The sequence below is a fragment of the Pantoea sp. AN62 genome, from assembly GCF_050432985.1.
Lineage (GTDB): Bacteria > Pseudomonadota > Gammaproteobacteria > Enterobacterales > Enterobacteriaceae > Pantoea > Pantoea brenneri.
In genome coordinates, this window is sequence record NZ_JBNPYB010000024.1 from 17,099 (window position 1) to 35,496 (window position 18,398).

Here is an 18,398-nt window from a genome sequence, read left to right on the forward strand (position 1 = left end):
CCCGCAGGAGAGAGGCACCATGCACTACACGTTTCCCGATAACTTCTGGTGGGGCAGCGCCAGTTCCGCCCTGCAAACTGAAGGCGATAGCTTAACCGGCGGCAAAAGCGCCACCATCTGGGATCACTGGTATACGCAACAGCCATCGCGTTTCCATCAGCAGATTGGCCCGGCTGACACCTCGACCTTTTACCAGCACTGGCGTGAAGATATCGCCTTGCTGAAGCAGCTGAATCACAACAGTTTTCGCACCTCAATCAGCTGGTCGCGACTGATCCCGGACGGCAATGGCGACGTCAATCCGCAGGCGGTGGCGTTCTATAACAATGTGATTGACGAACTGCTGGCACAGGGCGTCACGCCGTTCATCACCCTGTTTCATTTTGATATGCCGATGGCGATGCAGCAGCTGGGCGGATGGGAGAATCGTCAGGTCGTTGCAGCGTTCACTCGCTACGCCCGCCTCTGTTTTGAGCTGTTCGGCGATCGGGTGCAGCACTGGTTTACCTTTAATGAGCCGATTGTGCCGGTTGAGGGCGGATACCTGTATGACTTCCATTATCCCAACGTAGTCGATTTCCGCCGGGCGGCAACGGTGGCTTATCACACCGTACTGGCCCATGCTTCGGCGGTCCGCGCCTTCCGGGACGGCCGGTTTGCCGGTGAAATCGGCATTGTGCTTAATCTGACGCCCTCTTATCCACGTTCGCAAAACCCGGCCGATCTGACTGCGGCGCATCACGCCGATCTGCTGTTTAACCGCAGCTTTCTCGACCCGGTGTTGCGCGGCGAATTTCCGGCGGATCTGGTGGCGCTGCTCAGGCAGTATGACCAGCTACCGCCAACCCAGCCGGAGGATCAGGCGCTGATCGCCGACGGCGTCATCGACCTGCTCGGGGTCAATTATTATCAGCCCCGTCGTGTAAAATGCCGCGACAGCGCAATCAATCCCGCTGCGCCGTTTATGCCGGAATGGTTCTTTGACAGCTATGAGATGCCAGGGCGGAAAATGAACCCTTACCGCGGCTGGGAAATCTATGAGCCCGGCATCTATGACATTCTCACCAACCTGCGGCTGAATTACGGTAATCCACGCTGCTTTATCTCAGAAAACGGCATGGGCGTAGAGAATGAACAGCGTTTTGTTGAGGACGGACAGATCAACGATCAATACCGCATCGACTTTGTCGCCGAACACCTTAAATGGGTTCACCGGGCGATTGCCGAAGGCAGCCAGTGTCTCGGTTATCACATGTGGACCTTTATCGATAACTGGTCATGGTGTAACGGCTATAAGAACCGTTATGGCTTTGTTCAGCTGGATATCACCACTCAGCAGCGCACGGTGAAAAAAAGCGGTGAATGGTTTGCGGCGACCTCGGCCCGTAACGGTTTTAACCACCCGGAGAATTTATCATGATCGATCAGGAAGAGGCGGTAATGGAGATTATTGTTAATGCCGGCCAGTCGCGCAGTCTCTGCTTTGAAGCATTGCAGGCGGCGCGTCAGGGGGAGATCGAGCAGGCGCGGGAACTGTTGCAGCAGGCCGATACCTTCACCCGCCAGGCGCATAAAATGCAAACCCGGCTGATTGAACAGGATGCCGGTGAAGGCCGCCAGCCGATGACCTTAATTATGGTCCACGCCCAGGATCACTTAATGACGTCGATGCTGGCGCGCGAACTGTCTGAAGAGATTATTCATCTGTATCAGCGGCAACCGCGCGCCTGATAGCGGGCAGCCCGATGTGCTGCCGGGTAAACACCGTTATAAACTGGCGGCGTGGCACAGCCCCTCTGCGCACGCCGCCCGTCACCGCAGGCTTCGCCATCTGTTCATCGGGCATTATCCCCGCGGCGCATCAAACAGGCTGATCGCCAGTCCGAGCAGCCCAAACACCAGCAGATACAACAGCAGCAGTGCGGCAAGCAGCGTTCGATGGCTGCGCATCTCATCCTCCCCGCCATGTCGTCATCAGAAGGTGTAACTCAGTGCAAGGGTGGCGGAGACCCCGTTGCGCCGTGCAACGATCGGGCTATCCGAGGCGTGTTTATCCAGCCAGGTGTAATCACCGATCACGCTGGCGGCCCACGCCGGCGTGAACTGATGGCTCCAGGTCAGGCTAGTGTCGGTGCCGTAAAATCCACCGGCCGCGTTATAGCGTGCAAAACCGCTGCGCGCACTTTGCTGGCTGTTAACGCCATAAAAGGTATTGAGGTAACGCCCATCGCCGAACAGGCCTGCTGCCTGCAGGGCGACCGTGTCGCTGTCGGTCTGCCAGGGAATAAGGGTGACAGAGGGGCGATACTGCACGCCCTGACTGTCGCTCAATGGCAGGGTCGCCTTGCCTTCTACCGTCAGCCAGGATGTGATCGACCAGCCCACCGCCAGGGACGTATTAACCGTGGCGTCAATCTTGCCCATGCCTTTGAGTCGATCATCGCCGTCACGCCACGAAGAGTTGCTATCAGCCCGCCCCAGCCCGTAACCCAGCGTATGTTCAAGATAGAGACCGTTATCCGCCTGCAGGTCATAACCGACACCCTTTTGCGTATCGAGAAAGAAGGCGCCGTCACGCGCCTGAATCAGCGGCATTAACTGCCAGTGGCGTTTATCCGCCCCGCTGTAGCGCGGCGCATTGATACCCGCGATGCCCAGCGTCAGGCTGGGCGCGGGCGTTGTACCCTGATCGGCCATGGCTGCCGCTGCGCTTATGCTCAGCGAAAAACAGACCATGTGAAGCTTTATTTTTCCGGTTATCATCACCTTTCCTCATCATCACATCACGTTGCGGAACTGAGGGGGTCAGTGCCGCGTTTCTGGCCGGAGTATGCGAGGCACGTATCAATGAACGGCCAGGGATTTATGAAGAAACAGTCAAGGTGGTGCGAAAATGCAGTCAAAACGTGTACTGATTATTGAAGATGATGCGGATGCGGCCGGCGTGCTTGAGGCCTATCTGAAACGTGAAAATTATGACGTTATGATTGCCGGAGATGGCCTGAGCGGTCTGGATGCGGCCCGACGCTGGCAGCCCGATCTGATCCTGCTGGATATCATGCTGCCCGGCATGAACGGCACCGAAGTGCTGGCGGCGCTGCGGCGGCGCGACGACACGCCGGTGATTATGGTCACCGCGATGGGCGATGCACCGGACCGCATCGGTGCGCTGCGCTATGGCGCGGACGACTATGTCGTTAAGCCCTACAACCCAGGCGAAGTGGTGGCACGGGTTCAGGCGGTATTACGCCGCAGTCAGAACCCAACACCGCAGCCGGAAACCTTACGCTGGGCCGGGTTAGAGGTCGATCCGCTGGCGCTGATCGCCGTGGTAAAGCATGACGGTGCCGAACCCCGCCGCCTCGATCTGACCCCAACCGAGTTTTCTCTGCTGGTAACGATGATGCGTGCGCCAACCCGCCCGTTTACCCGCCTGTTCCTGCTGGAGCACTGCCTGCCGGAAAGCGATGCGCTGGAGCGGGTGGTGGATACCCACGTCTATAACCTGCGGCGCAAGCTGGAAGTGGCGGGTATTACCGACGTGTTACCGGCGGTACGCAGCGTGGGCTACCGGTTCAGACAACCATGAAAAACACTTCTCATCCTTCACTCTGGCGCTGGATCTGCCTGCGGGTGCTGTTTCTGGCGATAGGCAGCGTTGTGCTGATCGCCATCTGCATGTGGCTGCGATTCGCGGTACAGGCATTCTGGGTCTATTACCGTATGCCGCCCGCGGTGCTGGAAGAGTTCACCCAGCTGCGGCAACATCCCGCCAGCGATCCGGCCCGCTTCCATCAAATTATCGATCAGTGGTGGGGCATCAACTTTTCTGATCCGTCGCTGGCTTCGTCAGACTGGCTTACGGTGATCGTGCTGGTGGTGGGGACGATCCCGTTTATGGTGCTGATGGCGCTGCGTTTCGCCCGTCCGCTGTCTGCGCAGTTCAGCCAACTGGCAACGGCGGCGCGTGCAGTCTCAAAAGGGGAATTTGGTCGATCGGCAGCGCTGGTGAAAGAGGCACCGCAGGAGCTGGTGCGCTTCACCGAAGACTTCAACCAGATGACGCAACAGCTGGCGCGCTACGAGCGCGAACTGCGTGCCTCGCACGTTGCGATGGCGCACGAACTGCGATCGCCGCTGACGGCCGCTATCGGCCGGTTACAGGGGATTCTCGACGGCGTGTTCCAGCCTGAGCCGCAGCAGCTGGCGATGATTATGAAACAGCTGACGCAGCTCAGTCGTCTGACCGATGAGCTGCATCTGTTGTCACTGGCGGATGCCGGCCAGCTGACCCTGAACCGCGATCGCTTTAATCTCAGTGAACTGCTGCGGGAGCGGACCGGCTGGCTGATGCCACAGGCGCGGGAAGCGGGTGTCGCCATCAGCGTGACGCCGGCGCAGGATCTTTACCTGACTGCCGATCCGTTTCGTCTGGGTCAGGTGGTGACCATCATCTGCGAAAACGCCCTGCGCTACGGCGCGGAGGGCGGACGGCTGGAGATCCACGCCAGCCAGAGCGATCGCGCCACGGTTCTGACCTTCCGCGATTACGGCCAGGCAGTGGATCTTAATTTCCTGCCGACGCTGTTTGATCGCTTTACCCGGGCAGATTCGTCACGTGCCCGCCACTCCGGCGGCAGCGGCCTCGGCTTATCGATCGCCAAAGCGATAGTCGACGCGCACGGCGGTACCCTCCACGCCAGCCTGCCCGCCGGAGGCGGTCTGTTAATCGGTATGACCCTGCCGGTGAGCTGAATCGGCGCAACTTGACCGTTTCTTGACGGTTCATCGAAGGATTCTGGACACAAGCCGGGTTCAATGAGCACAACTCATTACAGGAACCCGGTTATGACAGACTTACTTCCGGATGCTGCCCGACAGCTGTGGCGTCATCTGCTCAATGTTCACATCTTTGCCCCGATAGTGTTGGTGTTGCTGGGCGTACTGATCATCACCGGCTGCCGTGATGATAATTCCGCCCCGCCCGCTGCCCCGCTGCGGCCGGTTAACACCGTGGTTGCGCCGCCCTTCAGCAATGATGCCTCTGCCTCCCTGACCGGTGAGATCCATGCCCATCAGGAGGTGGCGCTGGCCTTCCGGCTCGACGGCCGCGTTATCCGCCGGACGGTCGAATTGGGTGACAGCGTCACAGCCGGTCAGCCGCTGGCCATGCTTGAGGACAACCCGGCGCAAAACCAGTTGAGCAGCGCCCGGGCCGATCTGGACAGCGCCCGCGCCGCCGAACGTGTTGCCGCCCTCAATCTGCACCGGATGCGGTTGCTGATGCCAGGCGGTGCTATCGCCCGCAGCCAGCTGGACAGCGCGCAGGCGGACTTTCAGAGCGCCCAATCCCGTCGCCTCAGCAGTGAAGCAGCGCTGAAAAATGCCGGAGATCAGCTCAGCTGGACCCAGCTCAGGGCACCTGCCGCTGGCCGGATCACGGCCGTCAACGTTCAGCCAGGTCAGGTCGTCAGCGCCGGGCAAAGCGTGATGACGCTGGCGGCGGGCGACGCCCGCGATGCGGTGTTTGATCTGTCAGAGCCGGGTCTGCTGCGGCCTGACGACGCCACGCCGCTGAAGGTGACGCTGCTTGCCGACCCGCAGGTGCAGGTCAGCGGCCGGGTGCGTGACATCAGTCCGCAGGCCGATCCGCAGACCCGGACCTGGCGACTGCGGCTCAACCTGACTGACCCACCGCCCGCGATGGCGCTGGGTGCCACGGTGATGGTCAGCCTGCCCGATGGTCAGCCGCCGGTGATCGCCTTACCCGCCATCGCCCTGACCCGCGCCGGTGAAAAGCCGGCGCTGCTGGTGGTGGATCGCCCGACCCGGCGGTTGCAGCTGCGTCCGGTGGTACTGGCCCGCTTCACGGCGGATCAGATTTTCATCAGCGGCGGGATCGCGCCGGGTGAGCAGGTAGTGACCGCCGGCGTCAGTACGCTGCAGCCGGGCGAACAGGTCGCGTTACAGCAGGAGCAGCCATGAAAGCGCACGCCTCTTCATCCGGCTTTAACCTGTCAGGCTGGGCGCTGGCACATCAGCAGCTGGTGATCTTTTTCATGCTGCTGGTGATGGCGGCAGGCGTTCTGAGCTATGAGCACCTGTCGCGTAACGAAGACCCGGCATTTACCATCAAAACGGCGGTGATCTCCGCCCAATGGCCGGGCGCGGACGTGGACACTACCGTGCAGCTGGTCACCGACGTGCTGGAAAAAAAGGTGCAGGAGATCCCGTCACTGGACGCGGTTGAGAGCGAAACCCGGGCCGGGCAGACGGTGATTTATGTCAATCTGCGCGATGACACCTCACCTGCCGCGGTAGCAGGCATCTGGTATCAGCTGCGTAAAAAAATGCAGGATATCGCGCCTTCGCTGCCGCAGGGCGTACAGGGGCCTGCCGTCAACGATGAATTTGATGACACCTTCGGCACCATTTATGGTTTTACCGCCGAAGGCTTCACCTCGCGGGAGCTGCGCGATCGGGTCGATAATCTGCGGCGCAGTCTGGCCGATCTGCCGGACATCGGCAAAACCCGCTTACTCGGAGTACAGGAGCAGCAGGTGGTGATTGCCTTTTCTCCGCGCCGGCTGGATGGGATGGGGCTGGATTTACAACAGGTCAGCGATGCGCTCAGGTCGCAAAATGACGTAGTGCCTGCCGGCAGCCTGCGTACCGATCGCGAAAACATCGCACTGCGGGTGAGCGGGACTCTGACCTCGGTCGCCAGCCTGCAGGCGGTGACGCTGCATATCGGCCAGCGTTTTATTCCGCTGACCGATCTGGCGACCATCAGCCTGCAATCCGCCGAGCCGCCAGCGCCAGAATTTCGGGTTAACGGCGTACCGGCCATCGGACTGGCTATTTCCATGGCCGCGACCGGCAATATGCTCGACTTTGGCCAGCAGCTGGATCGGCGGATGACCCGATTAGCCAGTCAGCTACCGCACGGCATTACCCTGACCCGGGTGGCCGATCAGTCTGCGGTGGTCAAAACGGCAGTCAGCGGCTTTGTCCGGGTGCTGGGTGAGGCGATTGTGATTGTGCTGGCCGTCTCGTTTGTGTCACTGGGGCTGCGGGCCGGTCTGGTGGTGGCCGCAGCGATCCCGCTGGTGCTGGCGATGACTTTCACCGGCATGCTGCTGGCCGGGATCGGGCTGCAACGCATTTCACTCGGTGCGCTGATCATCGCGCTGGGACTGCTGGTGGATGACGCCATGATTACCGTGGAAGCGATGGTCGCGCGGCTGGAAGCGGGCGACAGCAAATGGCAGGCCGCCACCTATGCATTTAAAACCACCGCCTTCCCGATGCTGACCGGTACGCTGGTGATGATAGCCGGCTTCATTCCGGTCGGATTCGCCGCCTCCAGCGCAGGCGAATATTGCTACTCGCTGTTTGTGGTGATCGCCCTGGCCCTGCTCTGCTCGTGGGTGGTCGCCATTCTGTTTTCACCGCTGACCGGTAGCTGGCTGCTGTCAGTGGGCAGCATCAAGGCACACCGGCCGCCGGGTATCCTGATGCGTGCCTACCACCGGCTGCTGGCGGCGATCCTGCAGCGACGGTTCATTACCCTCGGCGCAGCGCTGGCGGTATTAGCCGTCAGCCTTTACGCCACCACGTTTATGCAGGGTGAATTTTTCCCCTCCTCCGATCGCCCCGAACTGCTGGTCAGCCTGACGCTACCCGCCAATGCCGCCCAGGCCGAAACCGCGCGCCGCACTGAACGGCTGGAACAGAGCCTCCATAACGACCCTGACGTCGCCAATTTTACCAGCTACATCGGATCCGGTGCGGTGCGCTTTTATCTGCCGATGGATGTGCTGCTGGATAATGAAAATACCGCCCAGCTGGTGGTGGTGGCGAAAGATCTGGCGGCACGCGATCGGCTGCGCAGGCGGCTCGAAAGACGACTGGCAAACAGCTTCGGCGACATCACCACCCGGGTCTCGCCGCTCGAACTTGGTCCGCCGGTCGGCTGGCCGCTCAAATACCGCATTACCGGTACGGATAATGCCCGGGTGCGTCAGGCTGCTGATCAGCTGGCGGCCGTGATTGCCCGCTCGCCGCTCACCCGTGAGGTCAATCTCACCGCCGGCGAACCGGAACGGGCGATCACCCTGGCGGTCAATCAGACCGCGGCCCGCGCGGTCGGGGTCTCATCCGACAGCATTGCCCGCACGCTGAATACCGTGATGTCCGGCAGCGTGGTCACCACGCTGCGCGACCGCAACCGGTTAATCGATGTAGTGCTGCGCGGCAATGATGCCGGTCGGCAGGATACGGCAGTGCTGGCCGGTCTGATGCTCACCACCGCCAGCGGGCAGAAAATTCCGCTGAGTCAGGTGGCAACTCTGCAGTGGGGCGTCGACGATCCGGTGATCTGGCGACGTCAGCGGCTGGCTTACATAACCGTGCAGACCGATATCGCTCCGGGCCAGCGTGCTGAAACGGTGTCAGCGCAGCTCGCACCGCAGGTCGACGCGCTGCGTGCCACCCTGCCCGCCGGATACGGTATTGAGGAAGGTGGCGTGGTGGCGGAATCGGACAAAGGTAACGGTTCGGTGTTCGCGCTGCTGCCGGTGACGATCTGCGCCATGCTGGTGCTGCTGATGATCCAGCTTCAGCGCTTTTCCAGCATGCTGCTGGCACTCTGCATGGCACCGTTTGGCCTGCCGGGCATCGTGTTAGCCATGTTGCCGGCGGCTACCCCGCTGGGGTTTGTGGCCCTGCTCGGGATTATCGCGCTGGCCGGTATTATCATCCGCAATGCGGTGATCATGATCAGTGAAGTGGACGCCAATACCCGCGCCGGACTGGCGGCTGATGAGGCGATCCGGCAGGCGGCACACCATCGCGTCCGGCCAATTCTGCTGACCGCCTGTGCCGCGATCCTTGGCATGATCCCCATTTCGCATCAGGTTTTCTGGGGACCGATGGCGTTCGCGATTATTGGCGGACTGGTAAGCGGCACGCTGGTCACGCTGACGGTGCTGCCCGCCGCGCTGAGCCTGTTAATGAACAGAAAACCGGGCTGATTCAGTCAGGAACGCCGATCCCGCCACGCGGCGGCGGGATCGGCCAGCAGGCTTACTTCATCACTTCAACCAGAATCAGCGGGCACTTCCGGACCTTACAGGCCTGGCTGTAGGCCAGTGAGCAGACTGAACAGAGATCGCGGATGTCAGATTGATACTCATACTCCATAAAATAGCGGAACCTGCCGCTGGCGGACGCTGTTCTCCAGAATCGCTGCGGCTCCAGAATCTCATCCAGTTGCCTGAATGTCAGGGCTGACGGGTTGTGAAACCCGACTCTTACGCGGTATGTAGTCATGGCTCGATTATTCGCAACCCGGACCCGCGTAGCCAGTCGGTTATTGTGTTCAGTTCAATAGCCTGCGCTTATCAACGCCGCTTCGCCTCAGACCGGTGGTTTTTCCGCCAGCATCGACAGCAAATGCAGCACCGCTTTTGACGGATGGTAGCGCCGCCAGGCGAATGCCACGTCGGTGAATAAGGTGTTATTTTCGATTTCGCAGAAGCAGATTTGGGGATTATCAACGCAGCGCATCGACTCCGGCACCAGCGCGATGCCGCATCCGGCACCGACCATTCCCAGTGAAGAGGTTATCTGCGGTGCCTGCTGAAAAGCCTGGCGCGAAAAGCCGGCCCGCAGGCAGGCGCTGACGATCAGTTCATACAGGCTGGGTGCCACCTCGCGCGGGAAGATCACCAGCGTTTCTTGTGCCAGTGCCGACAGCGCCACCGCCGGAGCCTGACTGAGTGGGTGCTGGCGCGGCAGCGCGATCAGCATTTTCTCGGTGGAAATCACCCGCAGGTTAAACGCCTTGCTGCTCTCGCACGGCAGGCGGATAAACGCCGCATCCAGCAAGCCTTCCTGTAAATCCTGCATCAGCAGCGCCATGTTCTCTTCACGCGTCAGCAGCTCCATTGCCGGATAGCGCGCGGTGAACTGACGGATCAGCGCAAATATGCGGGGATTAAACGCCACCGAACTGGCAAACCCCAGCGACATCTGTCCACTGATCCCCCGGGCAATGCCTCGCGCATTTTCCAGCGCATGATCGGCCAGCTGGACAATCTGCTGTGCCTCTTCGAGGAAAGCCTCACCCGCTTCGGTAAGCTCAACGCCGCGCGTCAGCCGCTTCAGCAGCGGCGTCCCGATCTCCTGCTCCAGCCGCAGGATCTGCTGACTCAGTGGCGGCTGTGATATCCCGAGCATTTCAGCAGCCCGGGTGAAGTGAAGCGTCTGGGCGACGGCGACGAAATAACGCAGATGGCGAAGTTCCATATCAAAAACGTCTCAAAGTTAACAGGTTTTGCTATTGGACCCACCGACTGAATCGGTTCAACCTTAGGTTAACACGGCTTAACGGTTAACTGATGAGGCACCAAATGAGCAATTATGTAACTGATTGTTCCTGTGAGGATCAACTAAAGCATACCGTGCGAAAACTGGCACAGGATGCACCAGAAAGCGTTATCTATCAGACCTCACTGATGAGCGCCCTGCTGAGCGGCGTTTACGATGGCAGCACCCGGATTGCCGATCTGCTGCGCAAGGGGGATTTCGGTCTGGGCACCTTTAACCGGCTGGATGGCGAACTGATCGCCTTTGACAGCCAGGTTTATCAGCTGCATTCAGACGGCACGGCGCACCCTGCCGATCCGGAACAAAAAACCCCGTTTGCGGTAATGACTTTTTTCAAACCGCAGCATCTGTACGAATTTGAACGGCCGGTCTCACGTGAAGAGATTCACCGGGTGATCGACAGCGAAATCACTTCTGATAACCAGTTCTGCGCATTGCGGATCAGCGGACGCTTTAGCCGCGTCGAGACCCGCACCGTGCCCTGCCAGTGCCGCCCTTACCGTTCGATGCCGGAAGTGCTTGGCAATCAGCCGACCTTTACCTTCAGCCAGCGCGGCGGCGAGCTGATTGGCTTCCGCACGCCGCAGTATATGCAGGGCATCAACGTAGCGGGCTATCACGAACATTTCATTACTGACGATCGCGAAGGCGGCGGCCACATTCTCGATTATGCGCTGGAAAAAGGCACCCTGACCTTTGGCGCCATCAGCAAGCTGGTGGTTGATTTGCCGCAGGACAGCGATTTTCTTAATGCCAACCTGAATCCCGCCAATCTTGACGCCGCCATTCGTGCAGTTGAAAGCTAAACAGAGGAATGAAGATGAAAAACCCAACCGATAACACACTCTGGACCTGCGGTGCCGACCTGGTGGTGGCGCAACTTGAAGCACAGGGCGTGAGCCACGTGTTCGGTATTCCCGGCGCAAAAATCGATAAAGTTTTCGACTCGCTGCTGGATTCCTCGATTCAGACCATCCCGGTGCGCCATGAAGCCAATGCGGCCTTTATGGCGGCAGCGGTGGGCCGGCTGACCGGCAACGCTGGCGTCGCGCTGGTCACCTCCGGTCCCGGCTGTTCTAACCTGATCACCGGCATGGCAACCGCCACCAGCGAAGGCGATCCGGTGGTGGCGATTGGCGGTGCCGTGAAGCGTTCTGACAGCGCCAAGCAGGTGCACCAGAGCATGGACACCGTTTCGATGTTTCGTCCGGTCACCAAATATGCGGTTGAGGTAACCGACCCGGCCGCGCTGTCTGAATGTCTGTCGAATGCGTTTCGCCACGCCGAACATGGCCGCGGCGGCGGTGCGTTCATCAGCCTGCCACAGGATATCGTTGATCAGCCGGTCACCGGTAAGGCGCTCAGCAGCAAAGGCCGCCCGGTGCTTGGCGCAGCGCCTGATGCGATGATCGACACCGTCGGCCAGGCCATTGCCGCGGCGAAAAACCCGGTGATCCTGCTGGGCCTGATGGCGAGCCAGCCAGAAAACAGCGAGGCGATTCACCATCTGCTAAACAGCAGCCATATTCCGGTCACCAGCACCTATCAGGCGGCAGGCGCGGTCCGACAGGAACATTTTTCCCGCTTTGCCGGACGCGTCGGATTGTTCAACAACCAGGCGGGCGACCGGCTGCTGCAACAGGCCGATCTGATTATCACCATCGGTTACAGCCCGGTGGAATATGAACCGGCAATGTGGAACACCGGCAACGCCACCCTGATCCATATTGACGTGATGCCCGCCGAAACCGACAACCGCTATCTGCCGGACGCCGAGCTGGTCGGGGATATCGCTGCCACATTGCGCAAAGCGAGCACCCTATAATTCTGATCATTTAGAAATTTTTTTGCGTTTAAAATCAATGAATTGAAAGATTTCATTTTTCTAAGTCTGATAAAACAGATGAAAACCCAACTGACTATACTCATAAAACTCAATCTTTGCGCTGCTGTACGATACCAGTAATTACAGGCGCCGAGTTTAACATCATGAAAAGTAGCCCAATAATGAATGACGCAACGCCAGCTGCGGTGCCTAACTTCTGACTGAACACCATTGAAACAAAGTACATATTTGGGATAAAAACGGACATAGCAATCACGAAAAGTAACTTATTCAGATAATTATTTATTCGGGTCTTAACCTCAACTCTATCATAAAAAGCCATCGAAACGTAAGCAGTTATCAGTGAATAAAAAGACCATGTCATATAGTTAACCGATTCATTAAATGCCTCTCGCAAAAGCAAAGCACTTTCTGTCATTCCCTACCTCATTAAATCAATAGAAAATAAATCTGAATAATTTATTTTTAAAAGAAAAGAACACAACATAACTTCAGTAGTTATGATTAATCCCTGAATGATTATTTCTTAGCAAGATATAACATGCTTAATGTATATCAGGCAATAAAAAAACTCCCAAAGACCACCGCTGTGGTCTTCAGGTATAGGATTTAAAGAACGAACTCAGTCCGGAAACGTATCACTATCTTCTGTAACGTCCGCTTTCTCTGGTAACATTCTGTTTTTAATATACTGTGAATTCCTGCAGATGAGAGGAAAAATCTCCGAGTTATTCATTATACAACTCGTTGCCGTACGGGCGTCCTCCGGAGACCATGATGAAAATGAAAACGTCTGACGGTCAAGCCATTGAGACAATAATACATTATCAACAGAAGCGCTAAACAGCGCCGCAATAGCCCTGCGTTCAACGGCCTTCTCAGGTTCAATAAACGACAACTCATTATGAAAACGGGTAATAATCGCAATACGGCTGTCAATACGAATATGTCTTTCAAGTAAGACATCGTGCAACTCATCAAGTACAGTCTCTCTCTGGGTATCGTCGAGGCAAGACCACAGGAAATGAATGTTCTCGGCATTTGTGACAACGTCTGGCTCTGCATCACGGAACCATGATGCAAAGATACCCACACTACCTTCCATCCGGATATGCTGCCCCTGAAGTTGCATTTGTTCAAGGATAAAGCGCATGTTCACAGGAAGAACCGTAAAACACTCAATAAGCCTTTCAGAAGAACTAAATACTCCACATGCCAGGGCGTTCAGCTTTTTCTTCAAAATATCAAACTGCTCACCTGACTGATATACGTCATGGAGAAATACTGGACCCATAGCATTCACATCAGACTCAATTATTTTCTCTGACAGTGCTTTTTGACGCTCTCGCACAAATATTAAAAGAGAGGTTGCATTTGTAGCTTCTTTGATGACGTCATACTGACCTTTAACAAAGCTCAGGACAGGTATATTCACCAGAAGACCTAAATCAACAATCCTGCCAACAGCATTTTTGATGTACGGCAGAACATTTTTATCCTTAAGTGCTATAAAGATACTCTCGGCAGTACGTAGATAACGAAGATATGCAGCCAAAGCCAGGTCAAACCGTTCCTCACCAATATGTTCACTGTACGACTCGATACCGGCATAGTTACCATGGAGCACCATGTGAGCAACAGCCTGTGCAGCAAATTCCGCAGGGAAGAGATTCCTCGTCGCCGTATTATTAAGATAATATTGATTTAAAACATTATTATTCCAGTCCGGGCTCAGAACAATTTTTCTGAAATGGATAACGTCCTCAACAACCTGACGATTTTTAAGCGTCATTATTGCAGAGCTAACCTGAGCCCCACCTGTACCATCATTCTTTCCAATTACGTTCTGTACCGCCTTCGATGCAATATTGATATGCCGGATAATTCCCGGATTAAAAAGGTCTATCTGAGGTTGCTCAGCTCCATAGCGTAACATCTCCTCCCGACCGTGATTTCCGATATCTAGTGTGCCAATTTTCAGGTTTGACAAGGTCTCTTCATTATTGACAAGGTATTCCACATAAAATACGCCATCTACAAAATTCTCCATTTTATTCAGTAGTGATTCACCGGCCAGAACAGAGTATGAATCAGCTTCCTGCAGCAACGTCTGCGTGGATTCAGCCTCCAATTTTTCTGAATCCTGAATTTCATCAAGTTTACTCACAATAAACGATATTTGCCTTTCGACGAAAGGCTCTAGGCTTATCCGCCCGTCAGCCATCAGTTTCTGCAGACTCAATACGAAACCTTCATCATTCTTTTCTCTGAGTGAAACAGCATAACTCTGATTCAGCATTTGCACTGCGACTTTGAGTTGCGGTTCGGCGAGAGCCTGACACTTCTCATCCATCCGGCTATAAGAAACCAGCCAGTCTCGCATCTGAATATGTGGTGCCACTCGCTGCCATGCTTCAGCGAAACCCCACAAGGCCGTCAGTTCTTCAAGCCGTGGGATATTTATAGCACCAATCGCGTCTTTAAGAGGCGTATCAAGCAACTCGCTCCTGGCAAGCTCCACCGTGGACTGATAGTGGATGCTCATCAGAAATTCGCTCCATCTTTCTGTATCGTTATTAAAAATTCGGGATATTTGTTGATAAGTTAGCGAGAGCATCTCGTCAAAATCATCCGGAGCAATACCGGGTTCGGTCTGACTAGCTTTGGGATCGCGAAGTAATACTTTAATATCTCGCTCCCCGTATCTGACCACCAGTAAGTAGAGAGCAATAAGAATATGGCGATGATCTTCTGTTGCAGGAACGGTAAGGTTCAGAATATGAATATCATTAACAAACTTCTTCATTAATCGCGGTGTGATACGAGGATACTCAGAGGGTTTCCAGCGCTCAAGCAACACCGTTGCTTCCCGGCACGCTATCCCTGCATCCTCATTTACTGTTTCTTTCCAGTACTGCCTTAACGCTTCCTGCCATCCTGCCGAAATAAGAGGAGGAACCTGAAAACTTACAGGAATCCGCTTTGCAATAAACTCACGCCCGCTGAAACCCGCCACAGAAAGTGAGGCTGAAACCTGTCTTGCCGAATAGGGCACCACTATCCTGAAGTGTTCATGAGTGGCTCCGGCAATAAGCTCCATATCACTCCAGAGCTCTTTCACTTTGTCTGCACTGATTCGGTCCAGATTATCAATGATAAGGATGAAGCGATCTCCATGGGAAATGACCTCTTTGGAGGTAAATCCCTGCAGAGCTTCAGCCAGCTCAATAGCTCCGACCTCCTTATTAACTAGCCAAGTCTCTTCAATCCTGTCAGTACTGTTGCGTTTGAACAAATCACCAATACTCGAATACCCTTTCTTTCTGTACCATTCCATGTTCTGCAGGCATGCCAGTCCTGCGACCATAATGGCAGGAGAAAGAAACGCGGCCACCTCAACATAAAAAAGCCACCCTAATAATGACTCCTTGTTAGTAAAATATTGATTAAGGTCTGTTAGCACATAACGAAGCATCTGCACGGAAAGCAATGACAGTAAAATAAAAACGACGGTCAACCAGCTTAGCCTGCTGCTGACCCTCTTGTCGTATTCAACGATGTTACCCAGAGCCAGATTTTTATACTTATCCAACACATCCCGGGAGCCCGGACATTGTAGGCTGACCCCGTGGTGGATGACATCGATAAGCGCTTTTTTAGTTGAGCCATGATGGTAACGTTCTGCATCAAAGTTAATGAACGTAAAATCATCTTTAAGCTTTTTCTGCAGGAACTTCAATATTGTTGACTTACCTGAACCCAGCTCACCTTCCAGACCAATAATATTGACATCAGGTGTCCTGATGATCTGAGCCACATTCTCTGCAACTTTTTCATGACTGCTGCCTCTAAACATATCCTGGTCAGCGGGTGATTCCGTCTGCAATCGTAGAGTCATTCAGCAATTTCCTTCGTTATAACGTAAGATTCTTTCACTATTAGACACAGTACAGAGCCCACAGCAACCAAATGACTGCAGCCGGGGCAGTTTAGTTTTAAGCATGCATAAGCCGATTTCGATGGAATCCCTTTCACACAATAATATTGAATTGAAGCAATGAAAACATTAATGTGTTTGTTGTGACTAGCTGCAGGGGCCTGGAAGAAATTCCAAAGCCTGACAAACCGGAACAGGGCTTGCTCTGCTCCGGTTTTATCCAGTTCATCTTGAAGCCCTTGTTTTTGTTACATATCCCTGCTCACTCTTTCAGCCATTGTTAAGCTTCTTGTGTGTAATCTGCGAATAATACGGATGCAAAATTGATGCAATGGATTATACATACCTACAGCGCACGTTACGCTGAGCTGAATCGAATTTCAGAGAACGTTCTTCGCTATTACCCTGCCCAGCCAGTTGAACACATTTTATCATCCGGCCCCGAGAGTGACATGTTCTCTGCCTGGTACAGCCTTCATCAGAGTCAAACTAGACGTTATTTACAGGCAAAAGAAGACAGCTACAGAGTTTAAGTCTGACATTATTCGTGGCTGTGTCTGCCTTCGGAGTTTTCAGCTTATCCCGATAACAGCGGTTTTGAAAAATTGACGTTTTTTACACCGGTACATTGCCCGAACGCAATCTCCCCCGTAGCGAAATACCGCCCCGCAGAAAATCGTCCATGCTCGGCATGCCCCTGGAACATCAGCATCTTTTCAATAAAGGTTTTACAGCCTATAGTCTGTATAACACAAAATACACCTTACCTGCTGTATTACAGGGCGGTACTCCCTACTCAGTCTGCGAGGCAGGTCACTTATGAATAATCAGTTCCCGATAAAAACGCTGAACCAGCTCAGACCTGTGCTAATCGGGTTTCGCAAAATCAAGGGCTTCACGCAAAAAGATGTGTCTGAGAGGCTTGGCGTAACGCAGCAAACCTATGCCCGCCTGGAAGCAAACCCTGCTAGCGCCAGTATTGATCGTCTGTACAAGGTATTCAGTATTCTGGGCGTAGAAATAACGCTGTCATCTATTTCCCCTTCACCCTTCATTTCCCACACAGAGATGAGGGGGGCATTTGACAGCACTCCCGCCAGACGGGAGAAATGGTGACTATTAGAAGTTTGCTAGTTTTGTCGAATGACGCCAACTACATGTCCGCATCCATCGAGTAGTGGCTTCAAGCCACGATTGTCACTGCCTCCGCTGCCTTTTTCCAGTAACTCTCTCCTTTTAATTCTAATATTTAGGGGTGTCAACGCAAAGCAGAAACGGCACCTTCTTTGCGAGACAGAAATGACCTGTGATTGCCTGGCCGATTTATGGCAGCTAAGTGCGAGAAGCGGATATAGCGAATTCGCCATTGTACGGGATTAGCAGGTTTACTGAAGCAACCTGCGATGGCGTTATGGCAATAGTCAGTCCCCTGTCCAGTCGGCATAGGTGGCCACCTCGTCACCGCCGGGGATAAACTGATTGAAGCCTCCGCGCAAAATCACTTATTCTTTTCCGTTAATAAAATGCAGGAGCAAAGTCATGACTGGCGAAATTCGTGGGCGAGGCAGGCCACGAAAAACAGAGAGTACCTATACAGATACCCGTAATGACCTGATCCGAAGCGGGCTTGAACTGCTCACGCAGAATGGTTTTCTTTCAACGGGAGTCGATGCCATTGTCAAAAATGCCAGTGTTCCTAAAGGCTCATTTTATTACTATTTCAAGAGCAAAGAAGAGTATGCCCAGACTGTTCTGAGCGCCTATGACAGTTTCTTTGTGCATAAACTCCAAAAACATCTGTATGAATCATCCTTCACACCAATGATGCGTCTGGAAAATTTCATCGACGATGCCTGCGACGGCATTAAAAAGTACAATTTCACCCGGGGCTGTCTGGTTGGCAATATGATGCAGGAGAGTCCGGGTCTTCCACTGTCCTTTATCAAACAGCTCCACGAAATACTTGAGCGCTGGCAGGCGCTTGTGGCGTGCTGTCTGTCCGACGCGTTATCTTCGGGCGAAATCCGTTCCGATATGAATAATACGCAACTGGCGGCCATTTTCTGGAGCAGTTGGGAGGGTGCCGTAATGCGTGCCAAACTTTATTGCTCAACCCAGCCTGTGTACGACTTCTGGAGCTATTTCAAAAAGTCAGTACGCTATCAGCCCTCTAAGGACACGGCTGTTGAAAAGTAAAAAAGGGGCCGCAGCCCCTGATAATAA

General features: G+C 54.8%; 14 protein-coding genes and 1 pseudogene. 10 read left to right on the forward strand and 5 right to left on the reverse strand.

Features of this window, described 5'->3' with window-relative positions; genetic code table 11:
• The first annotated feature begins 19 nt into the window (after positions 1 to 19).
• The gene (locus tag FHW04_RS21910) at positions 20 to 1,420 is read left to right on the forward strand and encodes a glycoside hydrolase family 1 protein (protein ID WP_089562445.1); all 1,401 of its coding nucleotides are present in this window, start codon (positions 20 to 22) and stop codon (positions 1,418 to 1,420) included.
• A complete protein-coding gene (locus tag FHW04_RS21915) occupies positions 1,417 to 1,731 on the forward strand; it encodes a PTS lactose/cellobiose transporter subunit IIA (protein ID WP_031378229.1) in 315 nt (104 codons plus the stop codon). Before FHW04_RS21910 ends, FHW04_RS21915 begins: the two co-directional genes overlap by 4 nt.
• A gap of 243 nt (positions 1,732 to 1,974) precedes the next feature.
• Here the strand turns inward: FHW04_RS21915 and FHW04_RS21920 are convergent, their stop codons facing one another.
• Positions 1,975 to 2,763, reverse strand: coding sequence for a MipA/OmpV family protein (locus FHW04_RS21920; RefSeq protein WP_089562446.1), 789 nt, complete (start codon positions 2,761 to 2,763; stop codon positions 1,975 to 1,977).
• Between the two features lie 130 nt (positions 2,764 to 2,893).
• Here FHW04_RS21920 and FHW04_RS21925 point away from each other — a divergent pair, with 130 nt between their 5' ends.
• The 4 genes from FHW04_RS21925 to FHW04_RS21940 all read left to right on the forward strand — a co-directional run bounded on the left by FHW04_RS21925 (position 2,894) and on the right by FHW04_RS21940 (position 9,035).
• On the forward strand, positions 2,894 to 3,589 hold the full coding sequence (locus tag FHW04_RS21925) for a response regulator (RefSeq protein ID WP_089562447.1): 696 nt from the start codon (positions 2,894 to 2,896) through the stop codon (positions 3,587 to 3,589).
• Positions 3,586 to 4,755: a sensor histidine kinase gene (locus FHW04_RS21930; protein ID WP_089562448.1), complete on the forward strand. Its 1,170-nt coding sequence runs from the start codon at positions 3,586 to 3,588 to the stop codon at positions 4,753 to 4,755. The genes FHW04_RS21925 and FHW04_RS21930 overlap by 4 nt, the downstream gene beginning before the upstream one ends.
• 93 nt (positions 4,756 to 4,848) lie before the next feature.
• A complete protein-coding gene (locus FHW04_RS21935) occupies positions 4,849 to 5,985 on the forward strand; it encodes an efflux RND transporter periplasmic adaptor subunit (protein ID WP_089562449.1) in 1,137 nt (378 codons plus the stop codon).
• A complete protein-coding gene (locus FHW04_RS21940; protein WP_069729933.1) occupies positions 5,982 to 9,035 on the forward strand; it encodes an efflux RND transporter permease subunit in 3,054 nt (1,017 codons plus the stop codon). Before FHW04_RS21935 ends, FHW04_RS21940 begins: the two co-directional genes overlap by 4 nt.
• Positions 9,036 to 9,087: 52 nt before the next feature.
• Here the strand turns inward: FHW04_RS21940 and FHW04_RS21945 are convergent, their stop codons facing one another.
• Together FHW04_RS21945 and FHW04_RS21950 are read right to left on the reverse strand one after the other, a co-directional pair.
• Positions 9,088 to 9,333, reverse strand: a complete 246-nt coding sequence (locus tag FHW04_RS21945; protein ID WP_031378213.1) for a hypothetical protein — start codon at positions 9,331 to 9,333, stop codon at positions 9,088 to 9,090.
• A gap of 87 nt (positions 9,334 to 9,420) precedes the next feature.
• Complete coding sequence (locus tag FHW04_RS21950) at positions 9,421 to 10,311, reverse strand: LysR family transcriptional regulator (protein ID WP_069729935.1); 891 nt, start codon at positions 10,309 to 10,311, stop codon at positions 9,421 to 9,423.
• Between the two features lie 104 nt (positions 10,312 to 10,415).
• Here FHW04_RS21950 and budA point away from each other — a divergent pair, with 104 nt between their 5' ends.
• Together budA and alsS are read left to right on the forward strand one after the other, a co-directional pair.
• Positions 10,416 to 11,198: an acetolactate decarboxylase gene (gene budA, locus FHW04_RS21955; protein ID WP_031378215.1), complete on the forward strand. Its 783-nt coding sequence runs from the start codon at positions 10,416 to 10,418 to the stop codon at positions 11,196 to 11,198.
• Between the two features lie 14 nt (positions 11,199 to 11,212).
• Positions 11,213 to 12,202, forward strand: a pseudogene (gene alsS / locus FHW04_RS21960) (acetolactate synthase AlsS); the annotation flags it as partial.
• A 124-nt stretch (positions 12,203 to 12,326) separates the two neighbouring features.
• Here alsS and FHW04_RS21965 read toward each other — a convergent pair.
• Both FHW04_RS21965 and FHW04_RS21970 read right to left on the reverse strand, forming a co-directional pair.
• A complete protein-coding gene (locus FHW04_RS21965; protein ID WP_000140246.1) occupies positions 12,327 to 12,656 on the reverse strand; it encodes a hypothetical protein in 330 nt (109 codons plus the stop codon).
• Positions 12,657 to 12,860: 204 nt separating this feature from the next.
• Positions 12,861 to 16,136, reverse strand: coding sequence for a P-loop NTPase fold protein (locus FHW04_RS21970; RefSeq protein ID WP_023314849.1), 3,276 nt, complete (start codon positions 16,134 to 16,136; stop codon positions 12,861 to 12,863).
• Between the two features lie 858 nt (positions 16,137 to 16,994).
• Between FHW04_RS21970 and FHW04_RS21975 the strand changes: the two genes are divergently transcribed.
• Positions 16,995 to 17,291 (forward strand): helix-turn-helix transcriptional regulator, encoded by a 297-nt coding sequence (locus FHW04_RS21975; protein ID WP_017384073.1) that lies wholly within the window; start codon positions 16,995 to 16,997, stop codon positions 17,289 to 17,291.
• Positions 17,292 to 17,714: 423 nt separating this feature from the next.
• On the forward strand, positions 17,715 to 18,371 hold the full coding sequence (locus FHW04_RS21980) for a TetR/AcrR family transcriptional regulator (protein ID WP_023280966.1): 657 nt from the start codon (positions 17,715 to 17,717) through the stop codon (positions 18,369 to 18,371).
• Positions 18,372 to 18,398 lie beyond the last annotated feature (27 nt).

Coding starts and splice junctions, on each gene's coding strand:
- FHW04_RS21915 (WP_031378229.1), top strand. CDS start 1,417: ATGATCGATCAGGAAGAGGCGGTAATGGAGATTATTGTTAATGCCGGC.
- FHW04_RS21910 (WP_089562445.1), top strand. CDS start 20: ATGCACTACACGTTTCCCGATAACTTCTGGTGGGGCAGCGCCAGTTCC.
- FHW04_RS21950 (WP_069729935.1), bottom strand. CDS start 10,311: ATGGAACTTCGCCATCTGCGTTATTTCGTCGCCGTCGCCCAGACGCTT.
- FHW04_RS21935 (WP_089562449.1), top strand. CDS start 4,849: ATGACAGACTTACTTCCGGATGCTGCCCGACAGCTGTGGCGTCATCTG.
- FHW04_RS21970 (WP_023314849.1), bottom strand. CDS start 16,136: ATGACTCTACGATTGCAGACGGAATCACCCGCTGACCAGGATATGTTT.
- FHW04_RS21940 (WP_069729933.1), top strand. CDS start 5,982: ATGAAAGCGCACGCCTCTTCATCCGGCTTTAACCTGTCAGGCTGGGCG.
- FHW04_RS21920 (WP_089562446.1), bottom strand. CDS start 2,763: ATGATAACCGGAAAAATAAAGCTTCACATGGTCTGTTTTTCGCTGAGC.
- FHW04_RS21975 (WP_017384073.1), top strand. CDS start 16,995: ATGAATAATCAGTTCCCGATAAAAACGCTGAACCAGCTCAGACCTGTG.
- FHW04_RS21945 (WP_031378213.1), bottom strand. CDS start 9,333: ATGACTACATACCGCGTAAGAGTCGGGTTTCACAACCCGTCAGCCCTG.
- budA (WP_031378215.1), top strand. CDS start 10,416: ATGAGCAATTATGTAACTGATTGTTCCTGTGAGGATCAACTAAAGCAT.
- FHW04_RS21965 (WP_000140246.1), bottom strand. CDS start 12,656: ATGACAGAAAGTGCTTTGCTTTTGCGAGAGGCATTTAATGAATCGGTT.
- FHW04_RS21925 (WP_089562447.1), top strand. CDS start 2,894: ATGCAGTCAAAACGTGTACTGATTATTGAAGATGATGCGGATGCGGCC.
- FHW04_RS21980 (WP_023280966.1), top strand. CDS start 17,715: ATGACTGGCGAAATTCGTGGGCGAGGCAGGCCACGAAAAACAGAGAGT.
- FHW04_RS21930 (WP_089562448.1), top strand. CDS start 3,586: ATGAAAAACACTTCTCATCCTTCACTCTGGCGCTGGATCTGCCTGCGG.